This window comes from Caulobacter sp. FW305-C-30-S16 (assembly GCF_058783025.1).
In genome coordinates, this window is sequence record NZ_JBYSYH010000002.1 from 587,436 (window position 1) to 605,332 (window position 17,897).

The window sequence follows — 17,897 nt, forward strand, 5'->3', positions numbered from 1 at the left end:
TACGCACACAGGTGACGACACCGCACGAAGGCGTCGAAGGCCGCGACGTGGGATACACATCGGGCTTGCGGAGCATCTGGGAAACCGAGGGTCGTTTAGCAACCCGGCTGCGTACTTTTCCTCAAACTACTGTTTGAGTTGATCCCTTCATCTCATGCCAAGACGATCCCCGACCGGCCCAGGTCACTCAAGGCCGGGCCTGCGGCCCGCCGCGCGCGGGCGCCCGGAGGGCGCGCCTTGACTGACCTGGACCGGTCGGCAGGCTGGCCTGCGTGAGATTGAGGGCACGCTCCCTTCTCCCCTCGCGGGAGAAGGTGTCAGGCGGAGCCTGACGGATGAGGGGGCGCACGGTCGGCGCCGCCTCGACATCCTGTCCGCCATCCCGATCCCTCCGCGAGACCCCTCATCCGGCGGTCTTCGACCGCCACCTTCTCCCGCAAGGGGAGAAGGGGCCCAGCGCGCCCCTACTGCGTCAGCGAAATCCCCGCGATCGACCAGCCGTACCAGCCCACCGCCCCCACCAGCGCCAGCCGGTGGACCCAGCGGTTGCGGATCCAGATCAGCGCGCCGTAGAGCGCCACCACCACCCAGGGGCCCTCCGCCAGCGCGTCCAGCCACGGAAAGGGCCTGTTCTGCGGGATGAGGACGCGCACGACCCATCCGATCAGGCCGGTCAGCCAGAACAGGATCAGCCCGCAGATCATCGCCCCGTAGGTGAACGGCCGGGTGCGGTCATAGTGGGCGTAGAGGTCGACCTCGCCCTCGGCCTGTGGCTGCTCGGGCAGGACGAAGGCCGCCGCCAGGTAGGGGAACAGCAGCTTCAGCACGTTCAGCAGCACCAGGCCGATGGTCGTGCTGGTGCGCAGCCGCTCGTCCCACTGGTAGAGCCAGACCGAGACGATCACCAGGAACACCAGCACCGCCAGCAGCAGCGGCTCGGGCGCCCATTTCACGCGCCGGCCGGCCATCGCCAGCCGGTGCAGGCTGGAGGCCATCTGCGCCAGGGCCAGGCCCAGGATCACGGCGCTGAGGCCGAAGGTGAAGTCGAACAGCGTCATCGTGGTCCCCCCGTCAGCCGCGAGGATAGCCGCCCGCGCGGCGATGGGAAGTCCGTCTCCCCGACGCCCACTTCCCCGATCAGGTGCAGACCGTAGGCCCGCCGGCGCGGGGCTGTATCCTGCGGCGATGAGCCTGCTCGCCCTTGTCCTTGCCGCCGCCGTCGACGCGGCCCCGCCCGCCGTCCCGCCGCTGCTGCCGGCCCCCGCGCCGGTCGCCGCCGCGCCGGCCGCGCCCCGGCCCGCGCCGCCCCCGCCGCCTGCGCCGGTCGCCAATCCGCTGGCCCCGGCCAAGCTCGGCAGGCTGCTCTGCTACAGCCCCGACCAGGCGCTGAAGACCTGCGCCGCCATGACCGCCTACGGCTTTCCCGCCGACGGCAAGATCCTCAACCGCGCCCAGGTGGTGATCACACCCAGCCCCTTCATCGTGATGACCACCCTGACGACGGTGACGGTGCGCGGTCCGGCTGTCTGCGGCCGGATGGCGGGCGCCGCCGAGGCGACCTTCACCGTCGACGGCAAGCCGGCCGACGCGTCGATCACCGCCGACCTGCGTGGCCAGATCGCCCGCGCCTTCACCGCCTTCGACGGCGTCGAGGTCTGCACCACCTTCGTCCCGTTCCGCGAAGGGTACATGGCCAACGTGTCCATCGGCGACGCGCCCCGGCCCGACCTGAACCAGCCGGTGATCTGGGTGGAGTTCAACGACGGCTACGTGGTCTCGCCTTGATGATCCTCTCCGCGTAGCGGGGAGGGGGACCATGCGAAGCATGGTGGAGGGGCCGGCGCGGACCTGACAGGACCAACCGCGTTCTGACTCCGACGTCCGCCACCGGCGTCTCCCTCCCCCTCTCCACCAGCCTCCGGCTGGTCCCCATCTCCCTCGCGGGAGAGGACTGTGATCCCGCTTGCTCCACTCCGCCGCTCAACTTATCACCGCTTACATGTCCCCCTCCGCCCCGCCGCCGCCCGCAACGGGGCCAGAGCAGTCCGCGCCGCCGTTCGCGGCCGCGTCGCTGATCGGGGTGGTGTTCATCAACATGCTGGGCTTCGGGATCATCGTCCCGCTGCTGCCGTTCTACGCCCACTCGTTCGACGCCCCGCCCTGGCAGATGGCGCTGATCTTCTCGGCCTATTCGGTCGGCGCCTTCTTCGGCGAGCCGTTCTGGGGCCGGTTGTCGGACCGCTATGGCCGCAAGCCGATCCTGATCTCGACGATCACCGCCAACGGCCTCTGCTACCTGTTCCTGGCCTTCGCCCCGAGCATCGAGGCGGCCTTCGTCATCCGCCTGCTGGGCGGGCTGGCGGCCGGCAACGGGGCGGTGATCCAGGGTTACATCGCCGACGTCACGCCGCCCGAGAAGCGCGCGCGCCAGCTCAGCTACCAGGGCGCGGCCTGGAACGTCGGGCTGATCGTCGGCCCCTCGATCGGCGGGCTGTTCGCCCATACCGGCATCGGCCCGGCCGGCTTCCGCATCCCGCTGTTTATCGCCTCGGGCCTGGCCTTCCTCTGCGTGGCGGCGGTGATCACGGTGATCCGCGAGAGCCGCGTGCGCCAGACCGACATCTCCCACCGGGCCAGCCGCTGGGCGGCGGCCGGCGAGGCGCTGCGACATCCGGTGATCGGGCGGCTGATCCTGCTGACCTTCCTGATCGGCTTCGCCTTCACCGGCATCGAGTCGGTGTTCGGCCTGTGGGCCCAGGCGCGGTTCGAGTGGTCGCCGCGCGACATCGGCTTCGCCTTCGCCTGGGTCGGGGTCTGCGCCTTCGTCACCCAGACCATGGTCACCGGCCGCCTGTCGGAGCGCTTCGGCGAGGGGCCGATGCTGGCGGTCGGCATGGCGATGACGGTGATCTCGATGCTGCTGCAGACGCTCTCGACCGGCGGGGTGATGACCACGGTGCTGATGTGCTTCAGCGCGGTCGGCTCGTCCGTGGCCTTCCCCAATGTCGGGGCGCTGATCTCGCGGGCGGCGGACCCGCACCGGCAGGGCCAGATCATGGGCCTGAACAACGCCGCCGGCGCCCTGTCGCGCGTGCTGGGGCCGCTCAGCGCCGGCCTGGTGTTCGCCCAGGTGATCGACGGCCCGTTCCTGCTCGGCGCGGCGGTGGTCGCCCCGGCGATCTTCCTGGCGCTCGCGGCCAGCCGGCGGGCAGGGGGCCGGACCGCCGATCCGGCTTGACCCGGCGGACGTCCGCCCCAGGTGTCGGGGGAGAAGGAGTCCCTCCATGACCCGCCGCCCCACCGCCCTCATCGCCCTTGCCGCCGCCCTCTGGCTGACGGCCGCGCCGGCCCTCGCCGCGGAGGCGCCGGCGCCCGCGAAGCCGGTCGATCCGGCCCGCTTCTACACCGGCCGCTGGCTCGAGATCGCCCGCCTGCCGATGGGGCTGACCGACGGCTGCGTCGCCGGCTGGACCGACTACACCCGGCGCCCGGACGGCAAGGTCGCCGTGTTCGACGGCTGCCAGGTCGGCGTCCCGGGCGGCAAGACCCGGTCGATCAAGGGAACCGGCACGCTGCAGGACGCCGGGTCGAACAACGCCACCCTGAAGGTGCGCTATCCGTTCTTCATCACCTGGACCTACCAGGTGCTCGACCGCGCCGATGACTACAGCTGGTTCATCTCGGCCGATCCGAAGTTCGAGAAGCTGTGGATCTACACGCGCGAGGTTCCGGACGCGGAGACCCTGGCCATGCTGGTCGCGCGCGCCCGGGCGCTGGGCTACGACACCGGCCGGCTCGAATTCCCGGCCCAGCCGCCGCTCTGAGCGGGACTCGACCGCCGCCCGCGGGCGGGGCTAGGCTCTCGCCATGACCCATGCCCGCATCCTCCTCGCCGCCGCCCTGACCCTGGGCCTCGCCGCCTGCGACAAGCCCGCCGCGACGCCGGCGACGCCTGCCGCCCCTGCGCCCGCCGCCGCGCCGGCCGCGCCCGCGGCTCCCGCGACGCCGACCATGCCGCTGAAGCTGGCCCTGACCGGCGACGGGCTGACGGTCGTCACCGAGAGCGGCTCGACCCAGCTGCTGGCCTTCAGCCGCGACAAGGCCCAGACCCTGGTGACCATGAGCCGCGTCGAGCCGGCGCCCGGCGTGGAGTCGGTCAACACCGAGTGCGGCGCCGGGACCCTGACCTTCGTCGAGTGGCCGGGCGGCCTGACCCTGCTGTTCCAGGAGGACCGCTTCGTCGGCTGGACCATGGACAAGGCCGGCCTGACGACGATGGACGGCATCGGCGTCGGTTCGACCCGCGCCCAGTTGCTCGCCGCCCGCCCGGCCACGACCGTCGAGGACAGCACGCTGGGCACGGAGTTCGCCGTCGCCGACATGGGCGGCCTGTTCGAAGACGCCGCTCCCGACGCGAAGATCACCCACCTCTGGGCAGGCGTGACCTGCGCGTTCCGGTAGGAGGAAACGATGCGGACCCTGAGCCTTGCCGTGCTGGCCGTCGCCGCCCTGTCCGCGCCCGCGGTCGCCCGCGAGGATCCCGCGGCCGGACCGTCCGGCTACGTCTGGAACGCCTATACCGACACCAGCGTCGCGTTCGGCGTTCCCGACACCGATGATCGCGCCCTCCGCATCGACTGCGAGGGCGGCAAGACCCTGGTGCTGATCACGCCGGTCGATCCCGACTCTGCCGGGTCGGACGGGCTTGTCCGGATCATCGCGTCCACCGACGCGGGCATGGACATGCTCGAAGGCGGGCTGATCGAACTCGGCGACGGACCCAATGTCAGTGCGCAGCTGCCGAGCCCTTCGGACGCCGTGACCGGATTGATGGCCGGCAATGATCTGACCCTGATGCTGCTGGGCGAGGAGCGGGTGATCCCCGGCGCCGGGGCGGCGGCTGTGCTCGGTCCGCTGCTCCGGGTCTGCGGCGGCTGAGGCGATGCGGAACACCGCCCCGTCCGCCTCGATCGACGCCTACCTGGCGGCCATCCCGCCGGACCAGCGCGCCGCGCTGCAGGCCTTGCGCGAGACGATCCTCGACGTCGCTCCGATGGCTGTCGAATGCATCAGCTACGGCATGCCGGCCTTCCGCGTCGGCAAGCCGGTGATCTGCTATTTCGCGGCGACGAAGCAGCACTGCGCCTTTTATCCGGGCGGACTGCCCGATGAATTCCTGCCGGAACTGGCGGACTTTTCCACCAGCAAGGGCACGATCCGCTTCCAGCCCGGCCGGCCGATCCCCGAGCCCCTGCTGCGCCGGATCATCGCAGACTGTGTGTCGCGGGCCGCCGCGCGAGGTAAGTCAAAATGATGCGTCTTCTCCTGCTCCTGGCCCTGTTGTTCGCGACGCCGGCGACGGCCCAGACCCCCGCCACGACGCCGATCACCATCGGCGAGGCCTTCGACATGCCCTCGCGCGCCGAGGGCGAGACGCGCCACATCACCGTCTGGCTGCCGATGTCCTACGGCCAGGGGAAGGCGAGCTATCCGGTGCTCTATCTGCTCGACGGCGGCGAGCAGCAGGACTTCCTGCCGGTCGTGGGCCTGGGCGCGCTGAGCTGGCTGAACGGCGTCACCGACGAGTTCATCGTGGTCGGCATCCGGAGCGGTGGCCGGGCCGAGCGGACGCGTGACTTCACCACGCCGGCGGTCGGCGCGGAGACGGAATTCCCGACCCACGGCAAGGCGCCGCGCTTCCGCCAGTTCCTCGTCGAGGACCTGCTGCCGATCATCGCCGCCCGCTACCGCACGTCCGGCGAGACAGCGCTGATGGGCGAGAGCCTGGCCGGCTATTTCGTGCTCGACACCGCCCTGCGCCGGCCGGAGCTGTTCAACACCTATATCGCGGTCAGCCCCAGCATCTGGTGGGACGACCAGAGCCTGACCAGACAGGCGGCCGGCCTGCTCGCCGCGCGGCCCTGGCCCGCCGGCCGCAAGCTCTACCTGTCCCAGGCCAACGAAGGGGCGCTGGTCGCCGGGGCGATGGACCGGCTGACGGCGGCGCTCAAGGCGGGACCGAAGGACCTGACCTGGACCTACCGGCGCTTCCCGGACGAGCGGCACCTGACGACCTACCATCCGTCGGGCCTGGTCGCGTTGCGCTGGGCCTTTCCGGGACCGGAAGCCGAGCCGGCGGCGGCGCCGTGAGCATGATCCGCCGCCTGACCGCCGGGGACGTCGCCGCCTTCCGCGCCCTTCGGCTGGAGGCCATGACCGCCGAGCCCGAGAGCTTCGGCACGGACATCGCTGAGGAACGGCGGCGGACCGTCGAAACCAGCGCCGCCAGCCTGACGGACAACGCCATGTTCGGCGCCTTCGTCGACGGCGAACTGGTCGGCATGGCCGGCTTCGCCCGGATGAAACCCCTGCGCGAGCAGCACAAGGGCACGGTCTGGAGCATGTATGTCCGCGCCTCGGCGCGCGGCCACGGCCTTGGCGGCAAACTTCTGCGGACGATCATCGAGCATGCCCGGACCGAGGTCGAGGTCCTCAACCTCGTGGTGGTTTCGACCAACACCGCGGCGGTGGCTCTCTACGAGCGCCACGGCTTCCAGCGCTGGGGTCTGGAGCCGCGCGCGCTGAAGCTGGAGGAAGGCCGCTACACGACCGACGGCTACTACTGGCTGCCGCTGACGCCCGTCGAACCCTAACTGCCTGTTAACGCGAAGCATTCCACTCTGGCGTGAATCCGGGACTGTCCCGACGTTCGAGCAAGGCAGGACGCGATGTCCGTAACCCGCACAAACAGCTTCCGGCGCCACAGCGATCACTTCGAGCCCGAAGACCAGAGCGATCCCCACGCCCAGCGGCGCATGCGCGGCATTCTGGACCACATCGACTACACCGCGTTCGCCGCCAACAAGTCGGTCATCAGCCAGGCGCTGGGCTCCGGCGACTCGCGCAAGTTCCAGCGGCTGGCCGTAGCCGCCGCCGCCGCCCGCGCCACCTGGGTCGCCCAGGCTCTGGCCGTCTCCGCCGCCGGCGGCAAGATGACGCCGCAGGATCTCAACCAGCTGACCCATCTGCGCGAAACCTTCGAGGAACTGGCCGAGGCCTATGAAGCCATGCGCCGGATGGTCGAGCGCGGCTACGTCGCCTACACCCTCCCGACCGAATAGGGTTTTACCCGGGCGATATTGACAAACGGTTTTATCCGGGTAAAAGGCGCGTCCTGTGAAAGGAGCGCCGCCATGTCGTTCGACCCCGAAATCCTCTGCACCGCCTTTGAGGGCGTCCGCCGCATCGCCGCCGGCCCGCTCGGCGACGTCGCGCCCCAGGTGCGGGCGGCGCTCGATGCGCGGCCCAACGCCTCGATCCTGATCCTCGCCGACGACGACAGCCGCCGGATCGACGTCGACCTGCGCGGCACGGTGGCCGAGGTCGCCGCCCGCATGGCGCCGCTCGAGAAGGGGCCGGGCCGCCCGAAGCTGGGCGTGGTTCCGCGCGAGGTCACCCTGCTGCCGCGGCACTGGGAATGGCTGGCGGCCCAGCAGGGCGGGGCGTCGGTGGCGCTGCGCCGGCTGGTCGAGGCGGCCCGCAAGGATCCGCGCGAACTGGCCCGCGCCGCGCGCGACGGCGCCTACCGCTTCATGAGCACCCTGGCCGGCAATCTGGCCGGGTTCGAGGAAGCCACGCGCGCCCTCTACGCCGCTGACCGCCCCGCCTTCGAGACCCACATCGCCGCCTGGCCTCGGGACGTGCGCGAGCACGTCCTGACCATCGCGGAACCCGGCTTCGGAGGGGACCTATATACGTGATTGACCCGCCGTTGCGTCTAAGCCACCGTTGGGGTCACAATGCCAACTTCATGGGAGGGGGCATTGCAGAAGCCAGCCATCGCGATCGAGACCTGCGAGCGCCTTATCAATGGCGTGGTGTCCAAGTGCACAACACCACCACCCGCACCCGTGCCTGCGCCCACAAATCCCAACTTCGACGCACTGGCGGCGGCGATTGCCTCTCAGGGCAACGCAATTGCCTCGCAGGCCAATTATCTGACGATCTGGACCATTGCTTTGGGGATAGTGGCTATCTTGGCCACTCTCGGGTGGGGCTGGCTTGTCAAGATTTGGGCTGAAAAGGCTGCTAAGGAGGCTGTGACTGAGTGGATGGATCGGAACGCACCCAACGAGATCGCCAAGTTTGTGGCCGATATCGTGCCCAATTGGGTGGACGCGGACGCGCCCGTAAGCCAACCCGAACGTAGACCGCTCTCTCACAAGGAGCAGGAGGTAGGACTAGGTGGAGACCCCGCTAAAGACCCCGCGTGAGGCACTTGAGATTACCAAGCGCTACTGGAACGACGTTCCAGTGCGGGTGTTCGACCTTGCGCGCGAGCTTGATCTGGGGCCGTGCGCAAAGCCGTTGCCGGACGATATTTCGGGCATGATCCGTAGGGCGGATGGTCATTGGCAAGTGGTCTACAATTCTCGCCACGCCCGCGTCCGTCAGCGGTTCACGGTGGCGCACGAAATTGGGCACTTCATCTACCACCGCGATCTGCTGAATAAGGGCGTCAGCGATACTTTGGCCTATCGCGCGGACGCGGTTGAGCTGCCAAACGAGAACATCCAGCGAGAGCAAGAGTGGCAGGCGAACAACTTCGCAGCAAACTTGCTTGTTCCGAGTCACTGGCTGCGTGCGGCCCAAGCGGCAGGCGTTACGGACGTCAAGGAACTCGCCCGACAATTCGACGTGTCTGAGACGGTAATGCGGATCAAAATGCGGCTACCTCTGCCGACCGCCGCCTAGCGTTAAGACTCTCGCTGCTAGCCCTTGTCTCGACCGATCCGGGCGGTGCTCTTGATCGCCTTCTGAAGTCGGCGCCCGACCTTCTTGATGTCTTCTTGCGCTGGGAGTCGTTCCGGCATCACGCCGCCAAGGTCCTTGATGGTCTGGCGGACTTTCGCGCCGACCTCATAGTGGGCGCGGTTGGCCGCTTCCTTCCCCTTGATGCCCTCACGCCGAAGTTTCTCTTCCGTCTGTGTCGCCCGGAACAGATTGGCCGCAAGCTCGGTGCTGCCCATGTGATCGAGAATGCCTTGCTTCGGCGTCAGGCCCTTGCGACGCCGAATGCCCGGCACGTCCAGACCGCCATAGAGGCCCTTGTAGCCCTCGGTCTGGAAGATGGCGAAGTCCATGCCCTCGCGGACGCCAGCATTCTTTGCGGCGCTCGCCAGAGCCTTGTTGTGGGTTTTGATCTCGTCGCGGAGCAGGACCCGGCGCTCGTCCTCTGAGAGCGGCAGATATTCCTGGGCCTCCTGGTCGGCGATCTCCTGCCGCCGAGTTTGGATTGCGAAATAGGTTTGGGCGAACGCAACCGGGCGCTTCCGGCCGTCGCCGTTCTGGGCGACGAGGTAGCTGGCGTAGCGGCTGAGAACGATATCCTCGATCTCGCGCTCCGCTCCGCTGCCGAGGGGGACCATTTTCCCGACGCCGGCAAAATGGTCATCGCACCCATGACCGGCCTGTTCGCAGGCCTCTTTCGCCTTCGCGATCACCGTCAGGAAGTTGTCCCACTTGGTGTAGCCAAGCAGTGTTTGAAGGTCCCGCGCGAACCAATATTCGTTGCCGTCGTCATCCACCTGCGCGGCGGCCTCAAAGGCAGCGATCAGCCCCTCAATGGTTTCGTCGGATGCCGCCAGCGGCGTGATCGCCGTGACCTCCTCGGGCTTGGTTTGGGCGAAGCGTTGAAGCGCCTCCCCGAACGCCATGTCGGCGAGCTTGCTGGAGTGGTCGGAGTCGTCGGTCATGCGATCAGCGCCTTGTAGGGAAGCGGGCCTTCGACTTGCGAAAGCAGAGCGTTGACGCGCCCGCCTTGGCCGATCTCACGGCGATTGTAGCGGAACGTCATCTCTTGAACGTAGCGATCCAGATGCTTGGGCGAAACCCAGTGATGGATGCCGATGATCTGGCGTTTCAGTAGCGCCCAAGCGCCCTCGATGCTGTTCGTGTGGGCCGCGCCGTTCACATATTCGCCCTTACCGTGACGGACGATCTGGTGAGCGTAGGTGCGCGACAGGAGGCGGTATCCAGCGTGTTCGTCGGTCACAACCATGGTCGCCTGCGGCGACACATTGGCGTGAACGAAGCCATCCAGTGTGGCGGTATCCGGCCGCGCGATGACGCGGGCGACGATCTTGCCCTTGCGGCTGACGGCGCCGATCACCGGCGTCTTACCGACAACGCCCGTGCCCTTGCCCGACCGCCCGCCATGGCGGTTGTGGGCCTTGCCGCCGACGTAGGTCTCATCAACTTCCACTTCGCCATCCAGCGGGGCGTTGAAGCTCTTGGTCAGAGCTGCGTGGCGAAGGCGATGCAGAACGAACCACGCGGACTTCTGAGTGATGCCCAGATCAGTTGCGAGGGTCGTGCTAGCGATGCCCTTGGGGTGGTTCGTGATCATCCAGACGGCAGCGAACCAGGTGCGGAGGGGAAGCTTCGTATCCTGAAAGATCGTTCCGACCTTGATCGAGAAGCGCTTCCGGCAATCTGCGCACTTGTGCGTCTTGCGGTCGCCGAAGGTGTAGATGCGGGCTTCGTTGGCGTTGCCGCACAGGGGGCAGAACTTGCCATTAGCCCAGCGGATCGAGGTCAGGTGATCGATGGCGGATTGCTCGTCGGGGAACGCCGCGAACAGCTGCATCAGGTTGTCGAAGTTCTTGGTCACGGCGCGATCTCCCTATGCGCCGACTATGACCCAAACTCCGATTTGGGTCAATCACGTATATAGGTCCCCTTCGGAGAGGCGTCATGAGCAAGGAGCGCCGCAAGGAACTGCTGGCCGCCTACAAGGAGAAGAAGCCCAGGCCCGGCGTGTTCGCGGTGCGCTGCACGGCGACCGGCCAGGTCTGGGTCCAGGCGGCGGTCAACCTCGACACCTGCCGCAACGGGGTGTGGTTCCCGCTGAAACTCGGCTCCCATCCCAACAAGGCGCTGCAGGCCGAGTGGAAGGCCCACGGCGCGGACGCCTTCCTGATCGAGGACCTCGAAACCCTCGACGAGGAGGACCTCGCCGGCTGGGAACTGACCAGCAAGCTCAAGAGCCGCGAACGCCATTGGCGCGAAACGCTCGGCGCGACAGCGGTCACGGGGTAGCGGAGTAGCGGGGACATGTACCGCAGGTACGTGTCCCCTAAACCGCAGAAGCTCGATTGGGGGACACGTACCTTCGGTACATGTCCCCTAGGCCCGCTCGATCAGGTCCCAGCGGTTGCCGCTGATGTCCTCGAACACCGCCACCGTGCCGTAGACCTCGCGGCGGGGCGCCTCCAGGAACCGGACGCCGGCCGCGGTCATCCGCGCATGGTCGCGGTCGAAGTCGTCGGTCTCGAGGAACAGGAACACCCGGCCGCCGCCCTGTTTGCCGATCATCGCGCGCTGGTCCTCGTCGGCGGCCCTCGCCAGCAGCAGTCCCGATCCCCCGGCCGGAGCGACCACGACCCAGCGCTTCTCGGGCCCCTGCGCGACATCCTCGACCAGGTCCCAGCCCAGCGCCGTCGTGAAGAAGGCGATCGCCGGGTCGTAGTCCGCGACGAGCAGGGCGGTCAGGGCGAGGCGTTGCGGCATGAATCAGGCTCCGGTCGGGCTGCAGTCTAGCCCGCTCACGACAAAAGGCCCTCCCGACGGGGAGGGCCTTCAGTCTCATATCGGCGCCGGCCCTACTGGGGCGGCGTGACGGGCTGCGGTTCCGGCGTCGGAACGGGCGCGGGAGCCGGAGCCGGCGGGGCGATGGTCACGACGGCCGGGGCGCCCAGCGCGGGCGGCGGCACATAGGGAACCCGCGTGCTCGCATCGGATGAGGCGTCAGCGGCGCTCGGAGCGGCTGCGACCGCCCTGGGAGCCGGCGCGCGACGGGCCGGCTCTGTGCGTACGCGGGCCGCCGCGACCGGCGCGGGCCGGGTCGCCGGGGGCGTCACGATCGATGACGCGGGCGGCGCGAGCGCGGCGGTCTCGACCGGGGCCGGGGTCGGCGGCGCGGCCTTCGGCATCGGGGTGGGCGGGACGATCTCGCTGGCGGCGACGGTCCTCCCGGGCTCGGCTGTGTCGCGGGTCTGGGCGATCACCAGAACGGCGACCGCGCAGACGGCGGCGACCCCGATCGGCGCGATCAGGCGCCAGTCCGCGCCCTTGCGCGCCGGCCTGGACGTGGCTGCGGCATAGGGCTCGCTGGCGCCGTCGCCGAACGGCGCGACGGAGGCGAAGGGGGAGGCGGCCGCGAACGGCGCCCCGTTGCCGGTGGGCGTGGGTTCGGCGTTGTCGAACAACGCGCGGGCGGCATCACGATTCAAGGTCATGGCAGGCCTCTCTGTTGAAATCTGTCAGGGGTTCAACGAACGTCGCCCTCCGAAGGTTCCGGGCGTCGCCTGTTGCCTGCAGTCGATCCCGGCCCCGCCCGTCTGTTCTTCCTGTTGCTTGGCGGCATACCGGACAGGGGGCTTCGAAATCTCGCAGGGGACGCCATGACGAACCCCGTGGCGGTTTTTACAGAACACAATCTCGCCCTGTTCTTCCCGACCGCTGATCATTTATTGCACAGGTCGCCGCTCGGGGATGGCCCGCGGGTGCGCTCTTTGCGCCACGTTCATCCGCCTGCAACGCCTGCGACCTAGGCTTGGCTTGACCGCAATTCGCCCGACAGGCGAAAGGTCAGTGGCGTTTGGAGGGCGTTCCCATGAAGCTGAAGGCGCGGATCACGCGCGAGCTGAGGTTCATCAAGGGCCTGGGTCGCACGCTGAAGTGGGTCAAGCCCATTGCGCCTGACAGCAAGGAGCTGATCTGCGACGACCTTGAGGCCGCGGTCGACGCGCACAGGGACCGTCCGGCGATCACTTTCGAGGGCAAGACCCTCACCTACGGCGAGATGGACGCCCTCGCCAATCGCTACGCCCACTGGGCCAAGGAACAGGGCATTACCCGCGGCCAGACCGTGGCGCTGTTCATGCCCAACCGCATGGACTACCTGCCGATCTGGTACGGCCTGACCAAGGTCGGGGTGGCCACGGCGCTGATCAACAACAACCTGACCGGTGCGCAGCTGGCGCATTGCCTCAACATCTCCGGCGCCCTGCATTGCCTGGTCGACGGCGACACCTCGCCGGCGTTCGAGGCCGCCCGCGGCCAGATGACCAAACACGTCGCCCAGTGGACGCTCGGACCGGTCATCGAGGACCGCCGCGACCTGACCGCGGCCCTGAAGAGCTGCAGCAGCCTGCGCCCCGATCGCCAGACCGCCCGCGGCGACCTGCGCGGCAAGGACACGGCGCTGTGGATCTACACCAGCGGCACCACGGGCCTGCCCAAGGCCGCCCGCATCAACCACATGCGCGTCCAGCTCTACATGCGCGGTTTCGCCGGGGCGACAGGCGCGCTGGCGAGCGACCGGATCTATCAGGTGCTGCCGCTCTATCACGCCACCGGCGGCCTCTGCGGCATGGGCGCGGCCCTGCTGACGGGCGGGTCGGTCGTCCTGCGCAAGAAGTTCTCGACCAGCCATTTCTGGCAGGACGTGCACGACGAGGGGTGCACGATGTTCGTCTACATCGGCGAGCTCTGCCGCTACCTCGTCAACGCGCCGGGGCATCCGCTGGAGCGGAATCACAAGCTGCGCCAGGCGTTCGGCAACGGCCTGCGCGCCGATGTCTGGGAGCAGATGGTCGCCCGGTTCAACATCCCCCAGGTGATGGAGTTCTACGGCTCGACCGAAGGCAACGTGTCGATGTTCAACTTCGACGGCCACATCGGCGCCATCGGGCGCGTGCCCAAATGGCTGAAGAAGAAGGTCAACGCGCGCCTCGTGCAGTTCGACGTCGAGACCGAGCAGCCCGTCCGCAACGCCGCCGGCTTCTGCATCGAGTGCGGCCCTGACCAGATCGGCGAGTGCATCGGCCGGATCGACACCACCGACCCCCGCACCAGCTTCAGCGGCTATGCCGACAAGTCAGCCACCGAGAAGAAGGTGCTGCACGACGTCTTCGAGAAGGGCGACGCCTGGTTCCGCACGGGCGACCTCATGCGGCAGGACGCCGACAGCTATTTCTACTTCGTCGACCGGATCGGCGACACCTACCGCTGGAAGGGCGAGAACGTCTCGACCGGCGAGGTCGCCGACCGTCTGGCCGAGGCGCCGGGCGTGCTGGAGGCCAATGTCTATGGCGTTTCGGTCCCGGGCCAGGACGGCCGCGTGGGCATGGTCGCCCTGACGGTGGATGACGACTTCAGCCTGCCGGATTTCCACGCCCATGTGGAAAAGGAGCTGCCGTCCTACGCCCAGCCGCTGTTCCTGCGGCTGCAGCGCCAGATCGAGACGACGGGCACCTTCAAGTACCGCAAGGTCGACCTGGTCGAGGACGGCTTCGACCCCGCCCGCGTCAAGGACCCGCTGTATTTCCGCAATCCGGTGAAGAAGGCCTGGACCAAGGTCAGCAAGGCCAGCTTCGAAAAGATCTGCGAGGGCGGCTTCAAGCTCTAGGGGCGCGGCGCGCCTCGGCTGAAGCGGTCACGGGGCGGACGGTTCCAGCGCCTCCCGGATGCGTCCGATCGCGATCCCGAGATTGCCGCCCTGCAGACGGATCACCGTCTCGAGCAAGATGGGCGTCATGGCGAGATCAGCGTCGGGCCCCGGGCGGGTGACAAAGCCCAGATCCGTTGCTTCGCGCAGCACCCGGGCGATGTGGGCGCGCGACACGCCGAGCTTGTGTGCGGCGGGTCCGACGGCAAGCGCGGCCGGGCGGCCGGCGACCCCGTCCGCGGCGACGAAGATCATCAGCAGCAGCAACATGCCACCGGTCTTCTCGACCAGCGGCTCGAGCGCGGGGGCGTTGTCGATTGCACGGCGCCCATCGAGCGCCCACTGCCCCATGGCGGCGGCATAACGATCGAAGAAGGCGGGGTCGTCGATCCGCGCCAGGCCTTCGACGCCAAGCGGGCTGATCAGGGCGGCGGCGGCGAACAGGTTGCGCCATCGTTCCCGCTGCGACGTCGTGAAGCCCTCGGTCGGAACCAGACGCTGGGGCTGGCCCCGTCGGGCCGGTTCGCCCGCCGTTACGAAGCCGACGTAGCGCAGCAGGGACAGCATCGCCGCTGCACGGCCGGCGCTGCAGGCGCCCATCTGGACACAGACCGCCTTGAAGCGGTTGGTGGTCAGTTCGCCCCGGGCGGCCAGGTAGAAGATCATGTGAATCATCACGAACCGGCCCCGGTCGTTGCCGAGCAGGTTCAGCAGCCGGTTTCCACGGTGGACCTCGATGATCCCCCGCGACAGCGCCAAGGCCGCCTCGATGATCGCCGGATGATTCAGCGCGGCCGCGAAATCGGCGTCTCCGCCCCCGGACTCCTTGTCGAGGTGATCCAATTTTGCGCACTCCCCCGAGCGGCCGTCGAACGCTAGTTGTTGTAATGACTAGCGCGCGGGGGCGCGTCGGTCACGCGCTGTGCGCGCCTGGGGAAGGGGAAGTCGTTTGCCAACCGTCATCAGCGCTGAAAGCGCCGTCATCGCCACCGGGATTACGGCCGATTCCCAGACCAATCCGCAGATTCTTCAGCTGACGGACGGGCGCTATGTGCTGGCCTACGTTTCCGGAACCGCCCTGATCGTCGTCGAATTTCACAACCCTGACGGCTCAATCGCGTCGAGTCAGTCCCTGGGAAACACTCTGAGTTTCATGTCGGGTTTCAGTGAGTTGGTCCTGGATGACGCAGGGAATATCCATTTCAGCTATGTCGCTAGGAGTGGCGCAGACCATCGAATTTACGCCGTCTCTTTCGACAACAATGGAAGCATAATATCATCTTCCTCAAGCGCTCTATTTACAAACAATGGAACATTTTCAATTTCTACAACTTATATCCATTCGCAAGAAAAAGTATACGTTTATTTCATGGGCTATGTTTCTGGGTTTAGAAAAAGTAAAGAGCTGCAATTTGGGCCGAATGAATCAGGTGTATTGCTTCAAGATCCCTCTATTGCAGAATTGGGTGGGGCTTATAGTGGGGTTGATGCAGGGGTCACCGCTAATGATCGTCTTCAAGTCGCTGCTTCAGGGCCCAACGGTACCGCCTTCCATTGGAGCGATTACTACGTCTTGCTGGACTCCGCCGCCGCCACCTCGGTCGCCATGGCGAGGGTAACGGACTCCGAGGTCTGGGTCGCCTGGAGCGCCACGGGACGGGACGGTTCAGGCGACGGGGTGTTTCTGCGTCGGGTCACCGAGGCCGGCGGCGTCTCGGGAACAACCGAGATCCAGGTCAATACGGCGACCGTCGGGAACCAGAACCGGGCGGACGTCGCCGTGCTGGCCGGCGGCCAGGTCGTCGTCGTGTGGACGGACCAGCCCGTCCAAAACGGCGCCGCCCGGGTCATGGCGCGTGTCTTTGACGCCGCCGGTGTCGCGCTGACGTCAGCGTTCGAGGTCAGCCCCCTCAATTCGCACGTTCCGACCCCGAAAGTGTCCGGGACGCCCGATGGCGGGTTCACGGTTTACTTTGGCTACTACAACGGTGTGGCCACCAATACCGACGTCCATAGTCGCCATTATACGCTCGGCGCCCTTGCGGGCGTGGGCGCTGACATGGTGGCCGGATCGTCCGCCGCGGACAGTCTCGCCGGACAGGACGGCAACGACGCGCTCGATGGCGGCGGCGGCAACGACCTGCTCGACGGCGGTGCGGGTGACGACTTGCTCGTCGGCGGGCTCGGCAACGACTACCTGCGCGGAGGGACCGGCGCCGACGCCATGCAGGGCGGCGCCGGCGATGACACCTATCTGGTCACCGACGCCGGAGACACGGCCGACGAGACCGGCGGCGACGGGACCGATCTTGTGATCAGCAGGATCAGCTGGACCCTGGGCGCCGGGATCGAGAACCTGACCCTCGGCAATGGCGGGACCTGGTCCGGCGCCGGCAACGAACTGGCCAACGTGATCACCGGCAACAGCCTGGCCAACACGATCACCGGTCTGGCCGGCAACGACACCCTCAACGGCGGCGGCGGCAACGACAGCCTGGATGGCGGCGACGACAACGACACGCTCAACGGCGAAAGCCAGAACGACACCCTCAATGGCGGCGCCGGGACGGACACCCTGAACGGCGGCGACGGCAACGATGCGCTGAACGGCGGGACCGGCGCGGACGCCATGACCGGCGGCGCGGGCAACGACAGCTATGTCGTGGACGACGGTGGTGACACGGTGACGGAAGTCGCCGGCGCCGGAACCGACGCGGTGTCCGCCTCCATCAGCTACAGCCTGACCGCCAACGTCGAGCGCCTGACCCTGACCGGCTCGGCCGACCTAAACGGGACCGGCAACGTGCTGGCCAACATCCTGACCGGCAACAGCGGGGCCAACACCCTGAGCGGCGGCGACGGCGCCGACGTGCTCTACGGCCTGGCGGGCAATGACGTCCTCAACGGCGAGGCCGGCAATGACGCCCTCGACGGCGGCGCGGACAACGACAGCCTCGCCGGCGGCGCAGGCCAGGACCGGTTGACGGGCGGGACCGGCGCGGACGCGTTCCTGTTCACCGCCGCCGACATCCGCCGCACTGGCCCCGGGTTCGGGCTGACGCCGGACAAGGACCAGATCCTCGACCTCAGCTTCGCCGCCAACGACCGGATCGACCTCTCGGCCATCGACGCCAACGCCCTCGTCGGCGGCGACCAGGCGTTCACCTTCGTGAGCGCCTTGAGCGGCGTCGCCGGCCAGGCGGTGCTGAAGCTCAGCGGCGGCAAGAGCATCCTGTCCCTCGACGTCGACGGCGACCGCAAGGCTGACCTGATCGTCGAGATCAACGGCGACGTCACCGCCACGACCGCCAACCTCTACACCGGTGGTGGCGATACCAACGGCGGCTGGGTGCTGTAGGGCGCGAGGGCCGGTTTCGCCGGCCGA

21 protein-coding genes are annotated in these 17,897 nt (G+C 67.9%); 15 read left to right on the top strand and 6 right to left on the bottom strand.

Translation table 11 applies throughout. From position 1 onward, the window contains the following. Nucleotides 1-464 precede the first annotated feature (464 nt). Entirely contained in the window at nucleotides 465-1,058 is a 594-nt protein-coding gene (locus AC3WJT_RS09840; RefSeq protein WP_492342933.1) for a hypothetical protein, read from the bottom strand. A gap of 127 nt (nucleotides 1,059-1,185) precedes the next feature. Between AC3WJT_RS09840 and AC3WJT_RS09845 the strand changes: the two genes are divergently transcribed. The 12 genes from AC3WJT_RS09845 (at nucleotide 1,186) to AC3WJT_RS09900 (ending at nucleotide 8,754) form a co-directional block, all read left to right on the top strand. Next, nucleotides 1,186-1,785 (top strand): hypothetical protein, encoded by a 600-nt coding sequence (locus tag AC3WJT_RS09845; RefSeq protein WP_492342934.1) that lies wholly within the window; start codon nucleotides 1,186-1,188, stop codon nucleotides 1,783-1,785. Nucleotides 1,786-1,999: 214 nt separating this feature from the next. Beyond that, nucleotides 2,000-3,238, top strand: coding sequence for an MFS transporter (locus tag AC3WJT_RS09850; protein ID WP_492342935.1), 1,239 nt, complete (start codon nucleotides 2,000-2,002; stop codon nucleotides 3,236-3,238). 46 nt (nucleotides 3,239-3,284) lie between these two features. Beyond that, nucleotides 3,285-3,824, top strand: a complete 540-nt coding sequence (locus tag AC3WJT_RS09855) for a lipocalin family protein (RefSeq protein WP_492342936.1) — start codon at nucleotides 3,285-3,287, stop codon at nucleotides 3,822-3,824. Nucleotides 3,825-3,867: 43 nt separating this feature from the next. Then, complete coding sequence (locus tag AC3WJT_RS09860) at nucleotides 3,868-4,461, top strand: hypothetical protein (protein ID WP_492342937.1); 594 nt, start codon at nucleotides 3,868-3,870, stop codon at nucleotides 4,459-4,461. Nucleotides 4,462-4,470: 9 nt separating this feature from the next. Next, nucleotides 4,471-4,938 (top strand): hypothetical protein, encoded by a 468-nt coding sequence (locus tag AC3WJT_RS09865; RefSeq protein WP_492342938.1) that lies wholly within the window; start codon nucleotides 4,471-4,473, stop codon nucleotides 4,936-4,938. A 4-nt stretch (nucleotides 4,939-4,942) separates the two neighbouring features. Beyond that, on the top strand, nucleotides 4,943-5,314 hold the full coding sequence (locus tag AC3WJT_RS09870; RefSeq protein ID WP_492342939.1) for an iron chaperone: 372 nt from the start codon (nucleotides 4,943-4,945) through the stop codon (nucleotides 5,312-5,314). After that, complete coding sequence (locus tag AC3WJT_RS09875; RefSeq protein ID WP_492342940.1) at nucleotides 5,311-6,150, top strand: alpha/beta hydrolase; 840 nt, start codon at nucleotides 5,311-5,313, stop codon at nucleotides 6,148-6,150. The genes AC3WJT_RS09870 and AC3WJT_RS09875 overlap by 4 nt, the downstream gene beginning before the upstream one ends. Nucleotides 6,151-6,152: 2 nt before the next feature. Beyond that, entirely contained in the window at nucleotides 6,153-6,653 is a 501-nt protein-coding gene (locus AC3WJT_RS09880; protein ID WP_492342941.1) for a GNAT family N-acetyltransferase, read from the top strand. A 75-nt stretch (nucleotides 6,654-6,728) separates the two neighbouring features. Beyond that, nucleotides 6,729-7,121 (top strand): hypothetical protein, encoded by a 393-nt coding sequence (locus tag AC3WJT_RS09885; RefSeq protein WP_492342942.1) that lies wholly within the window; start codon nucleotides 6,729-6,731, stop codon nucleotides 7,119-7,121. A gap of 72 nt (nucleotides 7,122-7,193) precedes the next feature. Continuing rightward, nucleotides 7,194-7,760 (top strand): DUF2239 family protein, encoded by a 567-nt coding sequence (locus AC3WJT_RS09890; RefSeq protein ID WP_492342943.1) that lies wholly within the window; start codon nucleotides 7,194-7,196, stop codon nucleotides 7,758-7,760. A 63-nt stretch (nucleotides 7,761-7,823) separates the two neighbouring features. Further along, nucleotides 7,824-8,273 carry a hypothetical protein gene (locus AC3WJT_RS09895; protein WP_492342944.1) on the top strand — a complete coding sequence of 150 codons (450 nt, stop codon included), beginning with the start codon at nucleotides 7,824-7,826 and terminating at the stop codon, nucleotides 8,271-8,273. Continuing rightward, the gene (locus tag AC3WJT_RS09900) at nucleotides 8,245-8,754 is read left to right on the top strand and encodes an ImmA/IrrE family metallo-endopeptidase (protein WP_492342945.1); all 510 of its coding nucleotides are present in this window, start codon (nucleotides 8,245-8,247) and stop codon (nucleotides 8,752-8,754) included. Before AC3WJT_RS09895 ends, AC3WJT_RS09900 begins: the two co-directional genes overlap by 29 nt. A 17-nt stretch (nucleotides 8,755-8,771) precedes the next feature. Here AC3WJT_RS09900 and dinD read toward each other — a convergent pair whose 3' ends face one another. Next, complete coding sequence (gene dinD, locus AC3WJT_RS09905; protein ID WP_492342946.1) at nucleotides 8,772-9,755, bottom strand: DNA damage-inducible protein D; 984 nt, start codon at nucleotides 9,753-9,755, stop codon at nucleotides 8,772-8,774. Further along, nucleotides 9,752-10,672: an IS1595 family transposase gene (locus AC3WJT_RS09910; RefSeq protein ID WP_492342947.1), complete on the bottom strand. Its 921-nt coding sequence runs from the start codon at nucleotides 10,670-10,672 to the stop codon at nucleotides 9,752-9,754. The genes dinD and AC3WJT_RS09910 overlap by 4 nt, the downstream gene beginning before the upstream one ends. Nucleotides 10,673-10,755: 83 nt before the next feature. Here AC3WJT_RS09910 and AC3WJT_RS09915 point away from each other — a divergent pair, with 83 nt between their 5' ends. Next, entirely contained in the window at nucleotides 10,756-11,100 is a 345-nt protein-coding gene (locus AC3WJT_RS09915) for a GIY-YIG nuclease family protein (RefSeq protein ID WP_492342948.1), read from the top strand. Between the two features lie 87 nt (nucleotides 11,101-11,187). Here the strand turns inward: AC3WJT_RS09915 and AC3WJT_RS09920 are convergent, their stop codons facing one another. Together AC3WJT_RS09920 and AC3WJT_RS09925 are read right to left on the bottom strand one after the other, a co-directional pair. Beyond that, nucleotides 11,188-11,571 carry a VOC family protein gene (locus AC3WJT_RS09920; RefSeq protein WP_492342949.1) on the bottom strand — a complete coding sequence of 128 codons (384 nt, stop codon included), beginning with the start codon at nucleotides 11,569-11,571 and terminating at the stop codon, nucleotides 11,188-11,190. A 92-nt stretch (nucleotides 11,572-11,663) separates the two neighbouring features. Then, a complete protein-coding gene (locus AC3WJT_RS09925) occupies nucleotides 11,664-12,299 on the bottom strand; it encodes a hypothetical protein (RefSeq protein WP_492342950.1) in 636 nt (211 codons plus the stop codon). Between the two features lie 377 nt (nucleotides 12,300-12,676). Between AC3WJT_RS09925 and AC3WJT_RS09930 the strand changes: the two genes are divergently transcribed. Next, complete coding sequence (locus tag AC3WJT_RS09930; protein ID WP_492342951.1) at nucleotides 12,677-14,473, top strand: long-chain-acyl-CoA synthetase; 1,797 nt, start codon at nucleotides 12,677-12,679, stop codon at nucleotides 14,471-14,473. Between the two features lie 27 nt (nucleotides 14,474-14,500). Here AC3WJT_RS09930 and AC3WJT_RS09935 read toward each other — a convergent pair whose 3' ends face one another. Then, complete coding sequence (locus AC3WJT_RS09935) at nucleotides 14,501-15,355, bottom strand: hypothetical protein (protein ID WP_492342952.1); 855 nt, start codon at nucleotides 15,353-15,355, stop codon at nucleotides 14,501-14,503. Between the two features lie 730 nt (nucleotides 15,356-16,085). Between AC3WJT_RS09935 and AC3WJT_RS09940 the strand changes: the two genes are divergently transcribed. After that, nucleotides 16,086-17,870: a calcium-binding protein gene (locus AC3WJT_RS09940; RefSeq protein WP_492342953.1), complete on the top strand. Its 1,785-nt coding sequence runs from the start codon at nucleotides 16,086-16,088 to the stop codon at nucleotides 17,868-17,870. The last annotated feature ends 27 nt before the right edge of the window (nucleotides 17,871-17,897 follow it).

Coding starts and splice junctions, on each gene's coding strand:
- AC3WJT_RS09840 (WP_492342933.1), bottom strand. CDS start 1,058: ATGACGCTGTTCGACTTCACCTTCGGCCTCAGCGCCGTGATCCTGGGC.
- AC3WJT_RS09845 (WP_492342934.1), top strand. CDS start 1,186: ATGAGCCTGCTCGCCCTTGTCCTTGCCGCCGCCGTCGACGCGGCCCCG.
- AC3WJT_RS09850 (WP_492342935.1), top strand. CDS start 2,000: ATGTCCCCCTCCGCCCCGCCGCCGCCCGCAACGGGGCCAGAGCAGTCC.
- AC3WJT_RS09855 (WP_492342936.1), top strand. CDS start 3,285: ATGACCCGCCGCCCCACCGCCCTCATCGCCCTTGCCGCCGCCCTCTGG.
- AC3WJT_RS09860 (WP_492342937.1), top strand. CDS start 3,868: ATGACCCATGCCCGCATCCTCCTCGCCGCCGCCCTGACCCTGGGCCTC.
- AC3WJT_RS09865 (WP_492342938.1), top strand. CDS start 4,471: ATGCGGACCCTGAGCCTTGCCGTGCTGGCCGTCGCCGCCCTGTCCGCG.
- AC3WJT_RS09870 (WP_492342939.1), top strand. CDS start 4,943: ATGCGGAACACCGCCCCGTCCGCCTCGATCGACGCCTACCTGGCGGCC.
- AC3WJT_RS09875 (WP_492342940.1), top strand. CDS start 5,311: ATGATGCGTCTTCTCCTGCTCCTGGCCCTGTTGTTCGCGACGCCGGCG.
- AC3WJT_RS09880 (WP_492342941.1), top strand. CDS start 6,153: ATGATCCGCCGCCTGACCGCCGGGGACGTCGCCGCCTTCCGCGCCCTT.
- AC3WJT_RS09885 (WP_492342942.1), top strand. CDS start 6,729: ATGTCCGTAACCCGCACAAACAGCTTCCGGCGCCACAGCGATCACTTC.
- AC3WJT_RS09890 (WP_492342943.1), top strand. CDS start 7,194: ATGTCGTTCGACCCCGAAATCCTCTGCACCGCCTTTGAGGGCGTCCGC.
- dinD (WP_492342946.1), bottom strand. CDS start 9,755: ATGACCGACGACTCCGACCACTCCAGCAAGCTCGCCGACATGGCGTTC.
- AC3WJT_RS09915 (WP_492342948.1), top strand. CDS start 10,756: ATGAGCAAGGAGCGCCGCAAGGAACTGCTGGCCGCCTACAAGGAGAAG.
- AC3WJT_RS09920 (WP_492342949.1), bottom strand. CDS start 11,571: ATGCCGCAACGCCTCGCCCTGACCGCCCTGCTCGTCGCGGACTACGAC.
- AC3WJT_RS09925 (WP_492342950.1), bottom strand. CDS start 12,299: ATGACCTTGAATCGTGATGCCGCCCGCGCGTTGTTCGACAACGCCGAA.
- AC3WJT_RS09930 (WP_492342951.1), top strand. CDS start 12,677: ATGAAGCTGAAGGCGCGGATCACGCGCGAGCTGAGGTTCATCAAGGGC.